Here is a 16132-nt window from a genome sequence, read left to right as displayed (position 1 = left end):
AGCGGCGTCTCAGTAGCTGGCGAGCAGCACCACGGCCTGTGCCTCAATGGCCTCGCCGCGACCGAGATAGCCTAGCTTTTCGTTAGTCTTCGCCTTGACGTTGACCGCGTCGCCGCCCAGGCTAAGATCCGCCGCAATGTTCTCGCGCATCGCCGGAATATGTTTGGCCAGCTTGGGTTGCTGCGCAATCACCGTGCTATCCACGTTGACGATGCGATAGCCCGCTTGCGCCACCCGCTGCGCCGCCTCGCGCAGCAGCACCCGGCTGTCGGCGCCGGCAAAGTGCGGATCGGTATCGGGGAAATGACGGCCGATGTCACCCAGCGCCGCAGCGCCGAGCAGCGCATCAGTGATCGCGTGCAGCAGCGCATCGGCGTCCGAATGGCCGAGCAGCCCGCATTCGTAGGGCACCGTCACGCCGCCGAGTATCAGCGGCCGCCCCGGCACGAGCGCATGCACGTCGTAGCCCTGGCCAATTCGCAAATTCATTTGTCGCTCTCCTGCTGGGTTGAGTGGACTGCGCGCCGCGGCAAGCTGAGCGTGGCGCGACGGGCGTAGCAGTGTTCAGCGCGCCGCATCATGCGTGAGGAACGCTTCGGCTAGCGCGAAATCTTCCGGATACGTCACCTTGAAGTTGCGCAGGCTGCCCTGCACGACCCGAGGGGCGTAACCGAGCGATTCGAGCGCACAAGCCTCGTCGGTCACTGCATGGCCACGCGCCTGTGCCTGCACGAGCGCCTCGCGCAGCATGCCGATGCGGAACATTTGCGGCGTCTGCGCCTGCCACAGATGGTCGCGCGGCTCGGTGGCGCCGATACGCGGTGTCGCCGGGTCGTCGCTGCCCGCAGCACACTGCGACAGATTGACCCGCTTGAGTGTGTCGGCCACCGGCATCGCCACGATGCCGCCAACCGGGTCGTCCCGCACAGCGGTTACCAGCGCGCGGATCAGCCCCGGTGTAATACCCGGTCGGGCCGCATCGTGGACCAGGACCCAGTCATCGTCTCGCGCGCCGAATTCGGCCAGCGCGAGCAGCCCGTTGTGCACCGATGCGTGCCGAGTTTCGCCGCCGCAGCGCTTGACCGCGTAGCGCAACGCGCCGAAGCGCCGCGGATCGAAATAGCCATCGTCGGGCGCGAGCACCACTAGGGTTTGGGTAAACTCCGAGCATGCATCGAACGCCGCCAGCGAGTAGTACAACAGGTTGCGTCCGGCAATCGTCCGGTACTGCTTTGGGATTGGCGAACCCGCGCGCGAGCCGGTGCCGGCGCAAGGAATCAGGGCAAACAGGCGGGAGATCACGAAAGTCGCACAATCTGTGCAGAGTCAAAATGAAAGACGGATTTTATAATAGACGGTTCAAGTTGCCGCCCGCAGCCCTCATTGCCTGCTCATGCCAGATTATTCCGCTACCCCGCCCGACTCACCATCCGCCCCGTTCTCCTGCCCCGTTCCATTCATCAAGGAAGGCCATCGCTATGCGTTCGATGGCGCATCGGGGTCTGCCGATGCACTGGCGATTGCGCGCTACCATTTGGCGTATCGCGACCGCATGCCGATGCTCACGCTGATCTGCGCGAGCGCGGTCGATGCGCAGCGCCTGCAGCAGGAAATCGGTTGCTTTGCGCCCGGTGTGCGCGTGCGGCTTCTACCAGACTGGGAAACCCTGCCATACGATACCTTCTCGCCGCACCAGGATCTGATTTCGGAACGGCTCGCCACGCTGCACGACCTGGGCGAAGGACGCTGCGACATACTCGTCGTGCCGGCCACGACCGCGTTGTATCGGATGCCGCCGGCCACGTTCATGGCCGCGTACACTTTCGAGTTCAAGCAAGGCCAGCGGTTAGACGAAGCCAAGCTCAAGTCGCGGCTCACGCTGGCCGGCTACGAGCACGTGAGCCAGGTCGTGCGTCCGGGCGAATATTGCGTGCGCGGCTCGCTGATCGATTTGTTCCCGATGGGCTCATCGCTGCCGTACCGGATCGACCTGTTCGACGACCAGGTTGATTCGATTCGCGCATTCGATCCCGATACGCAGCGCAGTCTTTACTCGGTGCGCGACGTACGCCTGCTGCCGGGACGCGAGTTCCCGTTCGACGAGGCCGCACGCACTGCGTTTCGCAGTCGATGGCGTGCCGAATTCGAAGGTGATCCGTCCCGCGCGCCGATCTACAAGGACATCGGCAATGGCGTGCCGTCGGCAGGTATCGAATACTACCTGCCCCTGTTCTTCGACGACACCGCGACGCTGTTCCACTACCTGCCCGAGCACACGCATTTGGTGCTGGTCGGCGATATCGAGGCGTCGATCCGGCAGTTCAGCGACGAGACGAAGCAGCGGCACGCGTTTTTGTCGCATGATCGCGAGCGCCCGATCCTGGCGCCCGCGCGACTATTTCTATCCGAGCAGGACTTCTTCACATTGGCCAAGCCGTTTGCGCGGCTCTCGCTGGGTGCGAAGCCCTCGGACGACGCCAAGCGCTGGTCGATGCCGCTGCCGTCGCTGGCAATCGACCGGCACGCGCACGATCCGCTCGACGCGCTGCGCCGCTATCTCGACACGACGGGTCAGCGGGTTCTGCTCGTCGCGGAGTCAGCTGGACGCCGCGAAACCATCGCCCAATTGCTCGCCGAGCACCATCTGCGAGCGTCGCTGTTCGATTCGTTCGACGCGTTCGTACAAGGCGACGCGCCGTTCGGGCTGGCCGTTGCGCCTCTTGCATCCGGCTTCGTGCTACCGGCCGAACATATTGCGCTGGTCACCGAAACCGAGCTATACGGGCCGCTCGCGCGCCGCGCCAGCCGTCGGCGCCAGGAACAGGCTAGCGACGTCGATTCGATGGTGCGCGATCTGTCTGAACTGAAGGTCGGCGACCCTGTCGTTCATAGCCAGCACGGAATCGGACGGTACATGGGCCTGGTGACGATGGATCTGGGCGAAGGCGATACCGAGTTTCTGCACTTGGCGTATCAGGGCGACAGCAAGCTGTACGTGCCGGTGTCGCAGTTGCACGTGATCTCTCGCTACGGCGGCGCCGATCCGGACAGTGCACCGTTGCACTCGCTCGGCTCGGGCCAATGGGAGAAAGCCAAGCGGCGCGCCGCCCAGCAGATCCGAGATACCGCAGCGGAGCTGCTGAACCTGTATGCGCGCCGCGCAGCGCGCCAGGGCCACGCGTTCGAGCTGGACCCGCGCGATTACGTGCGCTTTGCAGAAAGCTTCGGTTTCGACGAGACGCCGGACCAGGCCGCCGCCATCGCCGCAGTGATCGGCGATATGACCAGTGGCAAGCCGATGGACCGGCTGGTGTGCGGCGACGTCGGGTTCGGCAAAACCGAAGTGGCGCTACGTGCGGCCTTCATCGCGGTGCTCGGCGGCAAGCAGGTGGCGTTGTTGTCGCCAACGACGCTGCTGGCCGAGCAGCACATGCAAACCTTCACCGACCGTTTTGCCGACTGGCCGGTGCGCATCGCCGAGTTATCGCGGTTCAAGTCCGCCAAGGAGGTCAGTGCTTCGATCCAGGCGATCAACGACGGCAACGTCGACATTGTGATCGGCACCCACAAGCTACTATCCGCAGAGGTGCGCTTCAAGCGCCTGGGACTCGTGATCATCGACGAGGAGCACCGCTTCGGCGTGCGGCAAAAGGAGGCCCTCAAGGCGCTGCGCGCGGAAGTCGACGTGCTGACATTGACCGCTACGCCAATCCCTCGCACGCTGGGCATGGCGCTGGAAGGGTTGCGGGACTTCTCGGTGATTGCCACCGCGCCGCAAAAACGCCTGGCCATCAAAACCTTCGTGCGACGCGAGGAAGACAGTGTGATCCGCGAAGCGATGTTGCGCGAGCTGAAGCGCGGTGGCCAAGTCTACTTTCTGCATAATGAGGTTGAGTCGATCGACAGCCGCCGCGCGGCACTCGAAGCGCTGGTGCCCGAAGCCCGCATTGCGGTCGCGCATGGCCAGATGCATGAGCGTGAGCTTGAGCGCGTGATGCGCGACTTCGTGGCGCAACGGGCCAATGTGCTGCTGTGCACGACGATCATCGAAACGGGGATCGACGTGCCGAGCGCCAACACAATCCTGATTCATCGCGCCGATAAATTCGGCTTGGCCCAACTGCACCAGTTGCGGGGCCGTGTCGGTCGCTCCCATCACCAAGCGTACGCCTACTTGCTGGTCAACGACCCGCAGTCGCTGAGTCGGCAGGCGCAGCGCCGCCTCGAAGCGATCCAGCAAATGGAGGAACTGGGGGCCGGCTTCTATCTCGCGATGCATGATCTGGAGATCCGCGGCACTGGGGAGGTGCTGGGCGACAAGCAGTCCGGTGACATCCAGGAAATTGGCTTCCAACTCTATACCGATATGCTCAACGACGCCGTGCGCGCGTTGAAGGATGGCCGCGAGCCGGACTTAAACGCGCCGCTGGCCGCTACCACCGAGATCAACCTGCATGTGCCGGCCATCCTGCCGGCCGAGTATTGCAGCGACGTGCAGGAGCGCCTGTCACTGTACAAGCGACTGGCCAATTGCGAGGCTGACGAGGCTATCGACGCCATCCATGAAGAGCTGATCGACCGCTTCGGCAAGCTGCCAGCACAGGCGCAGGCGCTGATTGAAACGCATCGACTGCGGCTGGCCGCCAAGCCGCTGGGCATCATCAAGATCGACGCAGCGGAAAGCGCAATCGGGCTGCAATTCGTGCCGAATCCGCCGATCGACGCGATACGCATCATCGAAATGGTGCAAAAACACCGGCACATCAAGCTGGCGGGGCAAGACAAGTTGCGGATCGAGCTGCACAGTCCTGACCTGGCGAGCCGGGTCGCGACAGTCAAGGAAACGCTGCGGGCGCTGGGCGCACCGGGCAAGCAGCGAGCCAACGCGTGAGTGGCGCCACGCTGTACCGCTCACGCATGTCGTGCAACCGTTTGAGTCAAATGCCGTGTGCACGACACTAGGGAATTTACGTCCCGCAGCTTTGGAACGAATTCGTTTTTGGGTATGATCGACTCGTGATCAATGGGAGCCACACTATGTCTGCATCCGCGACATCGGCACCGGCCGGTCCATCGGCGGCACCGCCGGGTACTCCGCCCTCGTCCGACCTGCCCGCCAGCGCCGCCGCCATTACGTGGACCGAGAAGCTGATTAGCTTCGATACCACGAGCCGCCTGCCCAACCTCGGATTGATTGAAACAGTACGCGACTACCTGCGCTCAGTCGGTCTCGACGCGACGCTGACGTACGACGAAACAGGGCAATGGGCCAATCTGTTCGCCACCGTGCCGGCTCATGACGGCACCACGCACGGCGGCATCGTGCTATCCGGCCACACTGATGTGGTACCAGTCGACGGACAGCAATGGGACAGCGATCCGTTCGTTGCCCGCATCGACGACGGTAAGCTCTACGGGCGCGGCAGCTGCGATATGAAAGGGTTCATTGGCACCGCGCTCGCGCTGCTGCCGCACATGCAGTCGGCCAAGCTCGCCAAGCCGATTCATTTCGCGCTGTCATTTGACGAGGAAGTGGGTTGCGCCGGCGCGCCCCTGCTGCTCGCGGATCTGCAAAAGCGCGGCCTGCGACCCGAAGGGTGCATCGTCGGCGAGCCGACCAGCATGCGCCCGATCATTGCCCACAAGGGGATCAATGCATACCGCTGCTGCGTGCGCGGGCACGCGGCCCACTCATCGCTGACGCCACAGGGACTCAATGCAATTGAGTATGCGGCGCGGCTGATTTGCCACATACGCGACGTCGCGCAGCGCTACCGCTCGCAGGGGCCGTTCGACACGCTCTACGACGTGCCGTTTACGACTGCCCAGACCAGTACGATCATGGGTGGCAATGCGATCAATACGGTCCCAGCGCACTGCGAATTCCAGTTCGAATTCCGCAACCTGCCGACGATGGATCCGCAAGCCATCTTGGCGCAAATCGAGACGTATGCGCGTGATACGCTGCTGCCGCAGATGCGCCGCGAGCATCCGGACGCAGCCATCGAGATCTCAGAGATCGCCGCTGCCCCGGGGCTGGATGCCAGCGAGCAGGCGGCGATCACGCAACTGGTACGGGCGCTGACCGCCGACCAGGACAAGCGCAAGGTCGCCTACGGCACCGAGGCCGGCCTGTTCCAGCGTGCCGGGATCCCGACCGTCGTCTGCGGTCCGGGCAATATCGAGCAAGCCCATAAGCCAAACGAATTTGTTTCGCTCGAGCAACTTGGCGCGAGCGAGTCGTTCATTCGCAAACTGATCACCAGTCTCGAGGTTCATGCACATGTCTGACTGGGCCGCGCCGCCGCCTGTTTCAAAGCCGTTGCCCGCGTCCGCGGCGAACCTATCGACAACGCCCGCGTCGATCGACGGCCAACGCGTACCGACGCTGGATGATATCGCCGCGCAGCACCTAGCGCTCGCCCCTTGGGTGATTCGCACGCCAACCTTCGATCGCAGCGATTTTCCGTCCCTCGAAGGCACAACGATCAACTTCAAGTTCGAGTTATTCCAGGCCGCAGGCTCCTTCAAAGTGCGCGGCGCGTTCTCCAACCTACTGGCGCTGAACGACGCGCAGCGTAGCGCTGGCGTCACGTGCGTGAGTGCCGGCAATCACGCGGCCGCCGTCGCGCACGCCGCGATGCGTCTGGGTATCAGCGCTAAGGTGGTGATGCTTAAGACAGCCAGCCCGACGCGCATCGAGTTGTGTCGGCAGTACGGCGCCGAAGTGGTGTTCGCCGACGACGGCGCGCAGGCGTTCGACAAGGTCCGACGCATCGGGGCAGACGAGCGGCGCTGCTTCATCCATCCGTTCAATGGGTATCGCACCGTGCTCGGCACAGCGACGCTCGGCTACGAATGGGCCACGCAGACGCCGGCACTGGACGCGGTGATCGTGCCGGTCGGCGGCGGCGGGCTCGGTGCGGGTGTCGCCACCGCGTTGCGCCTGGTGGACCCGTGCATTCATGTCTATGGCGTCGAGCCGGAAGGGGCCGACGCGATGAGCAAAAGCTTTGCGGCAAACCATACGGTGAAGATGGGCCCGATGCGCAGTGTCGCCGATTCGCTGATGGCGCCGCACACCGAGGCGTACAGCTACGAGTTGTGCCGCCGGCACATCGACCGGATGGTCACCGTGTCCGATGACCAGCTGCGCGTGGCTATGCTGCGCTTGTTCGAGCAACTGAAACTGGCTGTCGAGCCTGCGTGCGCGGCGGCGCTCGCCGCACTGCTTGGGCCGCTGCGCGATGTGCTCGAAGGCAAGCGCGTCGGCGTGCTACTGTGCGGCACTAACACTGACGCCGATACGCTGTACCAGCACCTGACCTACGCCCGCAAGCTGTCGAGCTAGCGTGCCCGCCGCCCCCAATTTTTGCCTCTTTCCGTCCTTCACGATTTCACCGATGAGTTCCCCCCTTCACTCGCAGCCGGACAGCCCTTGCATCGGCGTATGCTCCACCTTGTTTGACGAAGTCTGCAAAGGCTGTGGTCGGACAGCGGCGGAGGTATCGAACTGGGTATTGATGACCGACGATGAAAAACGCGCGGTCTGGGAGCGCATCACGCGCGATGGAACTGCGATGCGTTTCACGCACGCCCCCGATTGAACCGCAGGTCGATGCGGCGCCGATGAACGCGCGCCGCGGACTCGTTGGCAGTCGCACGGGGGGCGGCCCGCATACGCACTAACCAAACGGCTCAGAGCAGCGCTGCCGAGCAACGAAACTGCGCTTGCTCGTTGACGAAGAAAGTTTGCAAGCCTTCACCGTAGCATCGGATTTATCGAATCGGTTAACCGCCACCAACGGCACACTTGTTGCGTGTCAACCGATCGTCGGGGGCCCATCCGGCCGCCGCGTTTTCGGGAGATCGGTATGGCTACTTTATCCAAAGGCGACAAAGTCCAATGGCAAACTTCGCGGGGACGCACGGATGGCGTCGTCACCCGTAAGGTGACCGGTACCGCTAAGGCGGGCCGCCACGTTGTCAAGGCGTCTGCCCGCGACCCTCAGTACGAAGTCAAAAGCGCACGTACCGGCAAAACTGCAATCCACAAAGCGGATGCGCTGAAGAAGGTGAGCTAGCGGCTCATGGCTACAGTGTCGCGTAGCCCGACTGTGTGGTGACGCCTAAGTTGCGGTCAACGTGCAATTGCGTATAATACTGTATATGCATACAGTATTACCGGCGCGATGGAATTGCTGAAGAAGCTCGAAATTTTGGCAGATGCGGCGAAATACGACGCATCATGTGCCAGCAGCGGCGCGCCTGAACGAGATGCGCGAGCGCGTGCCGGGCTTGGTGCGAACGTGGGCGCCGGAATTTGTCATAGCTATACGCCAGATGGCCGGTGTGTGTCGTTGCTAAAGATCTTGCTGACCAATTTTTGCCAGTACGATTGCCAGTATTGCGTGAACCGGCGCTCCAGCAATGTCCCGCGCGCGCGTTTTTTGCCGCAAGAGGTCGTCAATCTGACAATGGACTTCTACCGGCGCAATTATATCGACGGCCTATTCCTCAGTTCCGGCGTGATCCGCAGCGCCGACTACACGATGGAGCAGTTGGTCCACGTGGCACGGTCACTGCGTGAAGAGCACCAATTTCGCGGTTATATCCATTTGAAGACGATCCCGGACGCCGATCCGCGGCTCATCTCAGAGGCCGGCCGATATGCCGACCGGCTTAGCGTGAACATCGAACTGCCGACCGACCGCGGCCTGCAACGGCTGGCGCCCGAGAAAAACGCGTCAACGATCAAGCGTGCCATGGGAACCATCCGTCTGGCTCGGGAACAAGCGCAAAGCGAGAAGCATGCGTCACTGAACGCGCCGGCCGGGCAAAGCACACAAATGATCGTGGGCGCTGATGATGCCGATGACCGCACCATTTTACGCACCGCGCAAACGCTGTACGGTGCATACCAATTGAAGCGCGTGTATTACTCCGCTTTCAGCCCGATCCCGGATAGCCCGTCCGCGCTCCCTTCGCAAGCTCCGCCGCTTCTACGCGAGCATCGGCTGTATCAGGCGGACTTCCTGTTACGCGGTTATGGTTTTCGTGCCGAAGAACTGTTTCAAAACGACGGCGACCTGCCGCTGGATATCAACCCTAAGCTGGCATGGGCGTTGGCACACCGTGAATCGTTTCCGGTCGATTTGAATCGCGCGCCATCATGGCTAATCGCACGCGTACCGGGCATCGGTGTACGCAATGCAAAGCGGCTGGCGCAGCTGCGTCGCGTGCGCGCTATCCGCTATCACGATTTGATTCACCTGCGTTGCGTGATGGATCAGGTCAAATCGTTTATTGTGGCGCAAGACTACAGGCCCGCACGAGTCGATATGCCATCGGAACAGCTGCGGCATGCACTGTCGCGCGCCCCCGTCCAATTGGCGTTGTTATGAACGGCGCGTGCCCGTCCACGTTGCTGATCGACGGTGGCTACGCCAGCTGGCGCTCGCAGGCGTTGCGCGCGCTCGCGGCGGGTTGGCCGCCAGAGGCCGTGACATGGGTCGAGCACGGTTCGGTAACAAGCGTCACCACGGCACAAATGCCGCTGGACTACCCGACAGCCACACCGGTCGTGTACGACGATCGGACGCAGGGATCCGGTGCGCACAGCGACAGCGCCAGCTTGCGCGTGAGCGTCTCGAGCGCGTTGGCGTCCCTGCTGCAGGACGCCGCGCTGTATCGTTCGCCGCAACGTTGGGCGCTTTTGTATCGGGTCCTGTGGCGATGGTGGCATGGCGATCGAGCGGTGGCGTCGGCGGCCGACGAAGACGGCGCGCGATTGCACGCGATGGCCAGGTCCGTGCGGCGTGCCAAGCACGACATGATCGCGTATGTGCGTTTTCATCGACGTGGCGGCGCCGGGATACCGGAATACCTGGCCTGGTACGAGCCCGAGCATGAGGTGTTGGCGTACGCCGCAGAGCACTTTGCACACCGCATGGGACCGTCGTCCTGGTGGATCGGCACGCCACAGGGCGCAGCGCTGTGGGATGGCGCGACGCTGCAGTTGTCGGCCGTATCTGGCGATGCGGCGACAATACGGGCCAGTGCCGCTGTTGACGAAGTCAAGTCGCTGTGGCTCGCCTACTACAAAAGCACTTTCAATCCGGCACGGCTAAACGAAACGGCGCTGCACCAGCATATGCCGGTGCGCTTTTGGAAGCATTTACCCGAGGGATCGTTGATACCAGCAATGATCGCCGACGCGCGAAGTGGCGCGCGTCGTGTGGCGCAAGCCAGCGCAGTGCGCGCGATGACAGGCAAGCAAGTCGCCGTGGACGCGCAGCGCGCGCAGCCGTCACGGCCGATCCCGTCTTCGCTGGACGAATGCCGTCGCTGCGAATTGTGGCGCAATGCCACGCAGGCGGTGCCAGGCTACGGTCCGGAAACCGCTCGGATGATGGTGATCGGCGAACAACCGGGCGATCATGAGGACTTGACTGGCCGCGCATTCGTGGGCCCTGCCGGTCAAGTACTGGACGAGGCGTTGCGCCGCGCCGGTGTGCCGCGCGACGCGGTCTTCCTGACCAATGCGGTCAAGCACTTCAAATGGATTGCGCGCGGCAAGCGGCGTTTGCACAAAACGCCAGCACAACGCGAGGTCCACGCTTGTGCTCATTGGTTAGAGCAAGAACTGGCGCGTGTGCGGCCGGCCGTCATCGTCACACTGGGCGCCACGGCACTCGGTGCGGTCCTGCGTCGCAACGTCAACCTGCACGACTATCTGCACGCTCCTGTGCGGCTCGGTGACGCGTGGTTGATCGCCACGTGGCACCCGTCCTATGCGCTGCGGGTAGACGGTGCTGCGGCGCGGGAAGCAATCGTTGCAGCAATGGGAAAAGCCGTTGCGTGCGGGCGGCAGTTGGCCACGGCGGCTGTTGACGCGCATTGACGCGGGATGCGCGCGAGGCATGCCGAACGTGTCATTAGCCCGGCTCACATGCCGCACTTTTTGTTATCGAGTAGGCTACTCAAAGCCTATATCCGCCAGGCATGATTGACGAGAACGCAGCCGGCGCAAGACGCGATACGAATTTTGTACTACATCCCTTATGATATATGATGTATATATCATTTAATGGAGCCGTTATGAGTCGTATCCTCGTTGACTTACCGGATTCGCAGGTCGAGGCGTTGGCGGTTATCGTGGAGGCCGAGCATCGTCCACGCGCTGCCATCATTCGTGACGCGATCGAGGCGTATATCTCCCAGCGCAAGCGCACACTCGGGGCAGACGTCTTCGGATTGTGGAAGAGCAAGAAGGTCGACGGTCTTACTTACCAGCAGGAGCTTCGCTCCGAATGGTAAAGGCACTCTTCGACACGAACATCCTGATCGACTATCTAAGCGGGATCAGCGCTGCAAGGAAGGAGCTGGAGCGCTATGAATATCGTGCGATCAGCACGATTACCTGGATGGAGATTCTTGTTGGTGCCGCCACAGAGGAAGAATCCGTAATTCGAGCATGGCTCGGCTCATTCGATGTAGTCGCCCTCGATAATGCGATTGCGAACCGGGCAGTGGAGATTCGGAAGACCAAGCGGGTTCGGTTGCCCGATGCCATTGTGTGGGCGACGGCACAGGTGCACTCGCTGCTGCTTGTTTCACGAAATACGAAAGATTTCCCTGCGGACGAACCAGGCGTGCGCGTCCCATACAAAATCTAGGATCACGTCACCTCTGCGCGTTCGATCTCCCGCAACAGTTCATCCAGCCGAGCCGGCTTGACCAAATGCAGATTGAACCCGGCATCGGATGCGGCCCGCTTGTCGCTCTGCTGCCCATAACCAGTCAATGCGATCAGCAGCGCGCGTGCGGTCCGTGGTTGCGCACGCAGCGCTTTGGCCACCTGGTAGCCGTTTGCATGCGGCAACCCAATATCCAGTATCGCCACTTGGGGTTCGAACGTTTGCGCCATTTCGATTGCCGACACGCCGTCGTGCGCGACACGCACAATATGGCCTGACAACTCCAGCAACACCTGCAAAGACATCGCCGCATCGGTATTGTCGTCGGCGATCAGCACCCGTCGTTGGTTTGCAGCAGCGCAAGCGGTGGGCTCACGCGACGCCTTGTCGGCGCGCTCACGCTGCGCCACGTCGGCCAGCGGCAATCGAATTACGAATCTAGAGCCCCGTCCGGGCCCGTCCGAATACGCAGTCGCCGATCCGCCGTGCAACTCCGCAAGCTCGCGCACCAACGCTAGTCCGATGCCCAGGCCCCCGCCAGCCTGTTCCATCGATTTGCTCGACTGCATAAACGGGTCGAACACAGACGGTAGTTCTTCCGACGATATGCCGATGCCGTTGTCCTGCACACAAACGGCAACATCGGTGTCGCCAATCTCAAGCCGAAGCTCGATCCGGCCGCCATCGGGCGTATACTTTGCCGCGTTCGACAGCAGGTTGCCGATGATTTGTGCGATGCGGATGCTGTCACCGACGACCGGGCACGCTGTAGTTGGCACGGTCACCGACAACGTGTGTCCCTTGCTGTCGAGCAACGGCTTACTCGTTTCGACCGCCGTCTCGACGACTGCCTTCAAGTCCAGCGCAGCGATTTGCAGCACGATCTTTCCGTACGAAATGCGGGACACGTCCAGCAAATCGTCGACCAGCCGCCCCAAATGCGCCAGCTGGCGACTGGCGATAAGTCGGGCGTCCGCGCGCATTGCCTCGGTTGCTCCGTACTTGGGATCGAGCAATTCAATTGCATTGCGAAGCGGTGCGAGAGGATTGCGTAATTCGTGTGCAAGCGTCGCGAGGAACCGGTTCTTACGCCGATCCGCCTCCCGCAGCGCTTTCTCGGCCGCATGCAGCCGCAGCAATGCCCGCACGTTGGCGACCAGCTCGGCTGCATCGACCGGTTCGGTCAAGTAGCTGTCCGCACCGCCGTCTAGCGCGAGAATCTTGTCGTGCGATTGCACAGCAGCCGCTGACGTTTGTAGCACAAGCGTCGAACTCGTTGCCGCGTCCTGCTTGATCAGTTTGCACACCTCGATGCCGCTGATGTCCGGTAGTCTCACATCGAGCAACACAAGCGCCGGCTCGCGCTCACGCACAACCTGCAACGCGTCATATCCGGTCGACGCGTCGATCACCGCAAACCCCGCATGGCTCAGGATGCGCGACTTCACATAGCGGGCACCCTCATTGTCATCGACATTGACGATCAGTGTCGCTGCAGTGCTCATGCTGCCTGCCCTCCGCTGCATCCACGCATGTGTATCGTCCCGGCCGTCGCATGCGGCGCTTCCCCGGCTTGTACCAGACATACTGGCACGGTGACGTAAAACGTGGAGCCCGCCCCCAGTTCGCTGCATACGCGAACGTCGCCACCCAGCAGCATGGCCAGCTTACGACACAGCGGCAAACCGAGCCCCGTTCCCTTTGTACGTTGTTGGAGACGATTCTGCACCTGGCTAAACTCTTCAAAGATGATCTGGTGATGCTCCGGCGCAATACCAATGCCGGTATCTGAAACGAAGAACGTAACGCGGGTGCCGTCCGGCTCCATTCGCGCGCCGACCTCGATGCGGCCATGCTCCGTATATTTGAGCGCGTTCGATACAAAATTCCGCAGGATTTGCGTGAGTTTAGGCTCATCGGTATACAGCTTGGGCAAGCCCGCCACCGATGCAAATTCGAGCTGCACGTGTGGTGTATTGAGCAGCGGCGCCAACATCGCGCGAAGCGCCGCAAACAGGCCAGCGGCGTCGAACCATACGGGTACGACATCGGTCTTGCCAGCTTCAATCTTGGCTAGATCGAGCAAATCGTCGACCATCTCGGCAAGATGCTCCGCCGCACTGAGGATCAAGGTGACTTGTCGCTCCTGTTCGCCCGTCAAGTCGCCATCAAGCCGGTTCAGCAGCAACTTCGCCAACGCTCGAATTGAACTGAGCGGCGTGCGAAGCTCATGGCTCATGTTCGACAAAAACCGTGTTTTCATCGCGTCTGCACGGCGCAGTTCCTCTGCCCGCTCGTCCAGTTCCCCATAAAGCGCGACAACGCCGCGGTTGGTCGCTTCCAACTCCTGAGTTAAGCGCAGCAGGTCCTCCTGGCGTTGCCGAAACTCGGCAAGCGTGGACACCAGCTCGCGGTTCAGTTGTCGCAGTTCATCAAAGGCCTCGGTTTGCGCAACCGCTGGGGCAAGCTCGTGCGCGAGCCGGCTCACGGCATCGACGGATACGGCAGCGCGATCAGCGGGCAGCGAATCGGCCATGGTCACGAGTGTGCCGTCGCCGTCGCGCGACTGAATCGAAAAATGGCCGATCAGGCGTCGCGCACCGGCAACGCCAGTGCGCATGTCCGCCTGCTCGCCGCCGTCTTCCAGCACGGCTTGCAGGTCGCGGATGCCCGGCCCCCAGTCGCGCACCTCAATTCTCAGCGCGTGCGGATGCGTCGTATCGTCGATGACAAACGTGACTTCCCCACCGCCGGCATACTCGAGTGCATTGCAGGCGATCTCCAGGACTGCGCTTGCTATGCGAGCCTGATCCAATGGCGACACGCCCAGCGCCGCCGCCAGTTCGCGTGCGCGTCGGCGTGCGACGATGGCATCTTGCTCACACTCGAGCCGGATCTGTAGCAAACGCATCGTCATGACTCAACTGGGCTCCCGTTCGGGCCTTCACGACCACGACCGTCGCGTCGTCGCGCCGACGCGAAAAATCACGATAAAGCACCGCGGCAATGATCGCTGCCGGTTGCCGGGCGAGTCCCGGATAATCGGACAAATCCCACCGCGTCCCCACGCCGTCCGAATGCAATACGAGCATTGCGTCGGCGTTCCACGCCATTTCGAACTCCTGCGCGCCACGCATCGTATGCCCAACGATGCCGTTGCGCGATATCAATTGGTAACGGTCGCGCGGCGCACCAGCACGGTCGCCGGCATTGCTCCGAGGATGCCCAGTGCCGTGCGCAACCGCCGAGATGTTTCCCGTGCCGCAAAATGTCATGCACGCCTTCACCCAATCCAGGCGTACGAGTGCGATTGCGGCACCACGTGTACCTCGCAGCGCCGCGTCGGCCTGCGCCATCAGCCTGGCCGGCGAAATACCGGCGCCGCGCTGCACCACGTCCACGATCCCGTACGCCGCTATGTGCGCGTCAGCGCCATGCCCTAGGCCATCGGCCAACGCGAGCGTCATGCCGCGCGGATCGGATTGTGCATACCAGGCGTCGCCACACACCTGTTGTCCGGGACAGGGTACGCAAATGCCGCCGAGCTGCGGCCCAGACAGCGTGGCATGTGCAAGTCGCTTGCGGGTCTCGTACAGCAACGCTCGCACCACCGTACCCGCGCCCGGTTGCGAGTATAAAGCGAATTGATCAGCAAGCCGACGGATCGCACCCAGGCCAGTGCCGGCCGTGCCAGCCGTGGAATGACCATCAGTAAGTGCGGCACGCACGTCGTGCATTCCTGGGCCACGGTCCATCGCAATTAACTCGACCGCCCCGTCTAGTGGCCGCATCAGCACTTCGCCGTGCCGTGCGTGTTTCAAGATGTTCGTCGCAGCCTCGGTGGTCACGATCGCCAAGCGGCCGGCATCCACCTCTCCGAAGCCGGCCTTACGCGCCGCTTCAGCGGATGTGCGGCGCGCAAATGCGACTGCGCTCGCATCCGCGATCTCCAGCGAACAGTGAGCGCCACCGCTCGGCAACGCCGCACCTAGCGTGTTTTCCATTTTGTGATGATCACCTTCGTACCGTTCCCGAGCTGCGATTCGATCGTGAATTCGTCACATAGGCGGCGCGAGCCCCCCAGCCCCAGACCGAGCCCGGTCCCGGTACTGAAGCCATCCCCCAGCGCCTGATCGACGTCCGCGATACCGGGACCGGCGTCGGTGAACGTCAAACGCAGGCCGACACGTGCGCCATTGACCACCACGTGCAGCTGAGCCGTACCGCCGCCGCCATGCTGTAGCGTGTTACGGGCCAGTTCACTGGCTGCGGTCACGAACTTGGTCTGGTCGATCAACGAGAAACCGCGCGCGATGGCCTGATCGCGCACCACCTGCCGCAGCCGGACGATTTCCTCGTCCGAGCGCAGGCTTAATTCGGCTACCAGCCGCGGTGCCACCTCGTTGGCGCCGATCATCGATACGTCTGGCATG

The 16132-nt window shown here is 62.4% G+C and carries 14 protein-coding genes and 1 pseudogene; 9 read left to right on the top strand and 6 right to left on the bottom strand.

Features of this window, described 5'->3' with window-relative positions:
• Window positions 1–9: 9 nt before the first annotated feature.
• Both ispF and ispD read right to left on the bottom strand, forming a co-directional pair.
• Entirely contained in the window at window positions 10–489 is a 480-nt protein-coding gene (gene ispF / locus RA167_RS05540; protein WP_076787010.1) for a 2-C-methyl-D-erythritol 2,4-cyclodiphosphate synthase, read from the bottom strand.
• A 75-nt stretch (window positions 490–564) separates the two neighbouring features.
• Window positions 565–1302, bottom strand: a complete 738-nt coding sequence (gene ispD / locus RA167_RS05535) for a 2-C-methyl-D-erythritol 4-phosphate cytidylyltransferase (protein ID WP_076787008.1) — start codon at window positions 1300–1302, stop codon at window positions 565–567.
• A 91-nt stretch (window positions 1303–1393) separates the two neighbouring features.
• Between ispD and mfd the strand changes: the two genes are divergently transcribed.
• From mfd to RA167_RS05490, 9 genes and pseudogenes are all read left to right on the top strand, one after another.
• Complete coding sequence (gene mfd / locus RA167_RS05530; protein ID WP_076787006.1) at window positions 1394–4891, top strand: transcription-repair coupling factor; 3498 nt, start codon at window positions 1394–1396, stop codon at window positions 4889–4891.
• A gap of 146 nt (window positions 4892–5037) precedes the next feature.
• Window positions 5038–6291, top strand: coding sequence for an acetylornithine deacetylase (argE, locus tag RA167_RS05525; RefSeq protein WP_175972448.1), 1254 nt, complete (start codon window positions 5038–5040; stop codon window positions 6289–6291).
• Complete coding sequence (locus RA167_RS05520; RefSeq protein ID WP_237574292.1) at window positions 6278–7351, top strand: pyridoxal-phosphate dependent enzyme; 1074 nt, start codon at window positions 6278–6280, stop codon at window positions 7349–7351. Before argE ends, RA167_RS05520 begins: the two co-directional genes overlap by 14 nt.
• Window positions 7352–7403: 52 nt before the next feature.
• Window positions 7404–7607, top strand: coding sequence for a DUF1289 domain-containing protein (locus tag RA167_RS05515; protein ID WP_076787003.1), 204 nt, complete (start codon window positions 7404–7406; stop codon window positions 7605–7607).
• Window positions 7608–7874: 267 nt separating this feature from the next.
• Window positions 7875–8084, top strand: a complete 210-nt coding sequence (locus RA167_RS05510) for a DUF2945 domain-containing protein (protein WP_076787001.1) — start codon at window positions 7875–7877, stop codon at window positions 8082–8084.
• A gap of 108 nt (window positions 8085–8192) precedes the next feature.
• The gene (locus RA167_RS05505) at window positions 8193–9404 is read left to right on the top strand and encodes a putative DNA modification/repair radical SAM protein (RefSeq protein ID WP_076786999.1); all 1212 of its coding nucleotides are present in this window, start codon (window positions 8193–8195) and stop codon (window positions 9402–9404) included.
• Window positions 9401–11012, top strand: a pseudogene (locus tag RA167_RS05500) (UdgX family uracil-DNA binding protein). The gene RA167_RS05505 and the pseudogene RA167_RS05500 overlap by 4 nt, the downstream one beginning before the upstream one ends.
• Window positions 11013–11100: 88 nt before the next feature.
• Window positions 11101–11319, top strand: a complete 219-nt coding sequence (locus tag RA167_RS05495) for a ribbon-helix-helix protein, CopG family (RefSeq protein ID WP_076786994.1) — start codon at window positions 11101–11103, stop codon at window positions 11317–11319.
• Window positions 11313–11678 (top strand): type II toxin-antitoxin system VapC family toxin, encoded by a 366-nt coding sequence (locus RA167_RS05490; protein WP_076786992.1) that lies wholly within the window; start codon window positions 11313–11315, stop codon window positions 11676–11678. The genes RA167_RS05495 and RA167_RS05490 overlap by 7 nt, the downstream gene beginning before the upstream one ends.
• 2 nt (window positions 11679–11680) lie before the next feature.
• Here the strand turns inward: RA167_RS05490 and RA167_RS05485 are convergent, their stop codons facing one another.
• The 4 genes from RA167_RS05485 to RA167_RS05470 are packed head-to-tail and all read right to left on the bottom strand — an operon-like array spanning window position 11681 to window position 16131.
• Window positions 11681–13204 carry a response regulator gene (locus RA167_RS05485; RefSeq protein ID WP_076786989.1) on the bottom strand — a complete coding sequence of 508 codons (1524 nt, stop codon included), beginning with the start codon at window positions 13202–13204 and terminating at the stop codon, window positions 11681–11683.
• Window positions 13201–14616 (bottom strand): sensor histidine kinase, encoded by a 1416-nt coding sequence (locus RA167_RS05480; protein ID WP_076786987.1) that lies wholly within the window; start codon window positions 14614–14616, stop codon window positions 13201–13203. The genes RA167_RS05485 and RA167_RS05480 overlap by 4 nt, the downstream gene beginning before the upstream one ends.
• A complete protein-coding gene (locus RA167_RS05475) occupies window positions 14579–15703 on the bottom strand; it encodes an ATP-binding SpoIIE family protein phosphatase (protein WP_076786984.1) in 1125 nt (374 codons plus the stop codon). Before RA167_RS05475 ends, RA167_RS05480 begins: the two co-directional genes overlap by 38 nt.
• The gene (locus RA167_RS05470) at window positions 15688–16131 is read right to left on the bottom strand and encodes an ATP-binding protein (protein ID WP_370642962.1); all 444 of its coding nucleotides are present in this window, start codon (window positions 16129–16131) and stop codon (window positions 15688–15690) included. The genes RA167_RS05475 and RA167_RS05470 overlap by 16 nt, the downstream gene beginning before the upstream one ends.
• Window position 16132 lies beyond the last annotated feature (1 nt).

It is taken from the genome of Mycetohabitans endofungorum, from assembly GCF_037477895.1.
In the GTDB taxonomy this organism is placed as follows: Bacteria; Pseudomonadota; Gammaproteobacteria; order Burkholderiales; family Burkholderiaceae; genus Mycetohabitans.
Note: the sequence above shows the minus strand (reverse complement) of the source record. Positions and strands in the feature narration are given on the sequence as shown.

What these genes read in the sequence shown, in the direction of transcription:
- RA167_RS05495 (WP_076786994.1), top strand. Translation starts at nt 11,101, where the DNA reads ATGAGTCGTATCCTCGTTGACTTACCGGATTCGCAGGTCGAGGCGTTG.
- RA167_RS05505 (WP_076786999.1), top strand. Translation starts at nt 8,193, where the DNA reads ATGGAATTGCTGAAGAAGCTCGAAATTTTGGCAGATGCGGCGAAATAC.
- RA167_RS05475 (WP_076786984.1), bottom strand. Translation starts at nt 15,703, where the DNA reads ATGGAAAACACGCTAGGTGCGGCGTTGCCGAGCGGTGGCGCTCACTGT.
- RA167_RS05485 (WP_076786989.1), bottom strand. Translation starts at nt 13,204, where the DNA reads ATGAGCACTGCAGCGACACTGATCGTCAATGTCGATGACAATGAGGGT.
- argE (WP_175972448.1), top strand. Translation starts at nt 5,038, where the DNA reads ATGTCTGCATCCGCGACATCGGCACCGGCCGGTCCATCGGCGGCACCG.
- mfd (WP_076787006.1), top strand. Translation starts at nt 1,394, where the DNA reads ATGCCAGATTATTCCGCTACCCCGCCCGACTCACCATCCGCCCCGTTC.
- RA167_RS05480 (WP_076786987.1), bottom strand. Translation starts at nt 14,616, where the DNA reads ATGACGATGCGTTTGCTACAGATCCGGCTCGAGTGTGAGCAAGATGCC.
- RA167_RS05520 (WP_237574292.1), top strand. Translation starts at nt 6,278, where the DNA reads ATGCACATGTCTGACTGGGCCGCGCCGCCGCCTGTTTCAAAGCCGTTG.
- RA167_RS05515 (WP_076787003.1), top strand. Translation starts at nt 7,404, where the DNA reads ATGAGTTCCCCCCTTCACTCGCAGCCGGACAGCCCTTGCATCGGCGTA.
- RA167_RS05490 (WP_076786992.1), top strand. Translation starts at nt 11,313, where the DNA reads ATGGTAAAGGCACTCTTCGACACGAACATCCTGATCGACTATCTAAGC.
- RA167_RS05510 (WP_076787001.1), top strand. Translation starts at nt 7,875, where the DNA reads ATGGCTACTTTATCCAAAGGCGACAAAGTCCAATGGCAAACTTCGCGG.
- ispF (WP_076787010.1), bottom strand. Translation starts at nt 489, where the DNA reads ATGAATTTGCGAATTGGCCAGGGCTACGACGTGCATGCGCTCGTGCCG.
- RA167_RS05470 (WP_370642962.1), bottom strand. Translation starts at nt 16,131, where the DNA reads ATGCCAGACGTATCGATGATCGGCGCCAACGAGGTGGCACCGCGGCTG.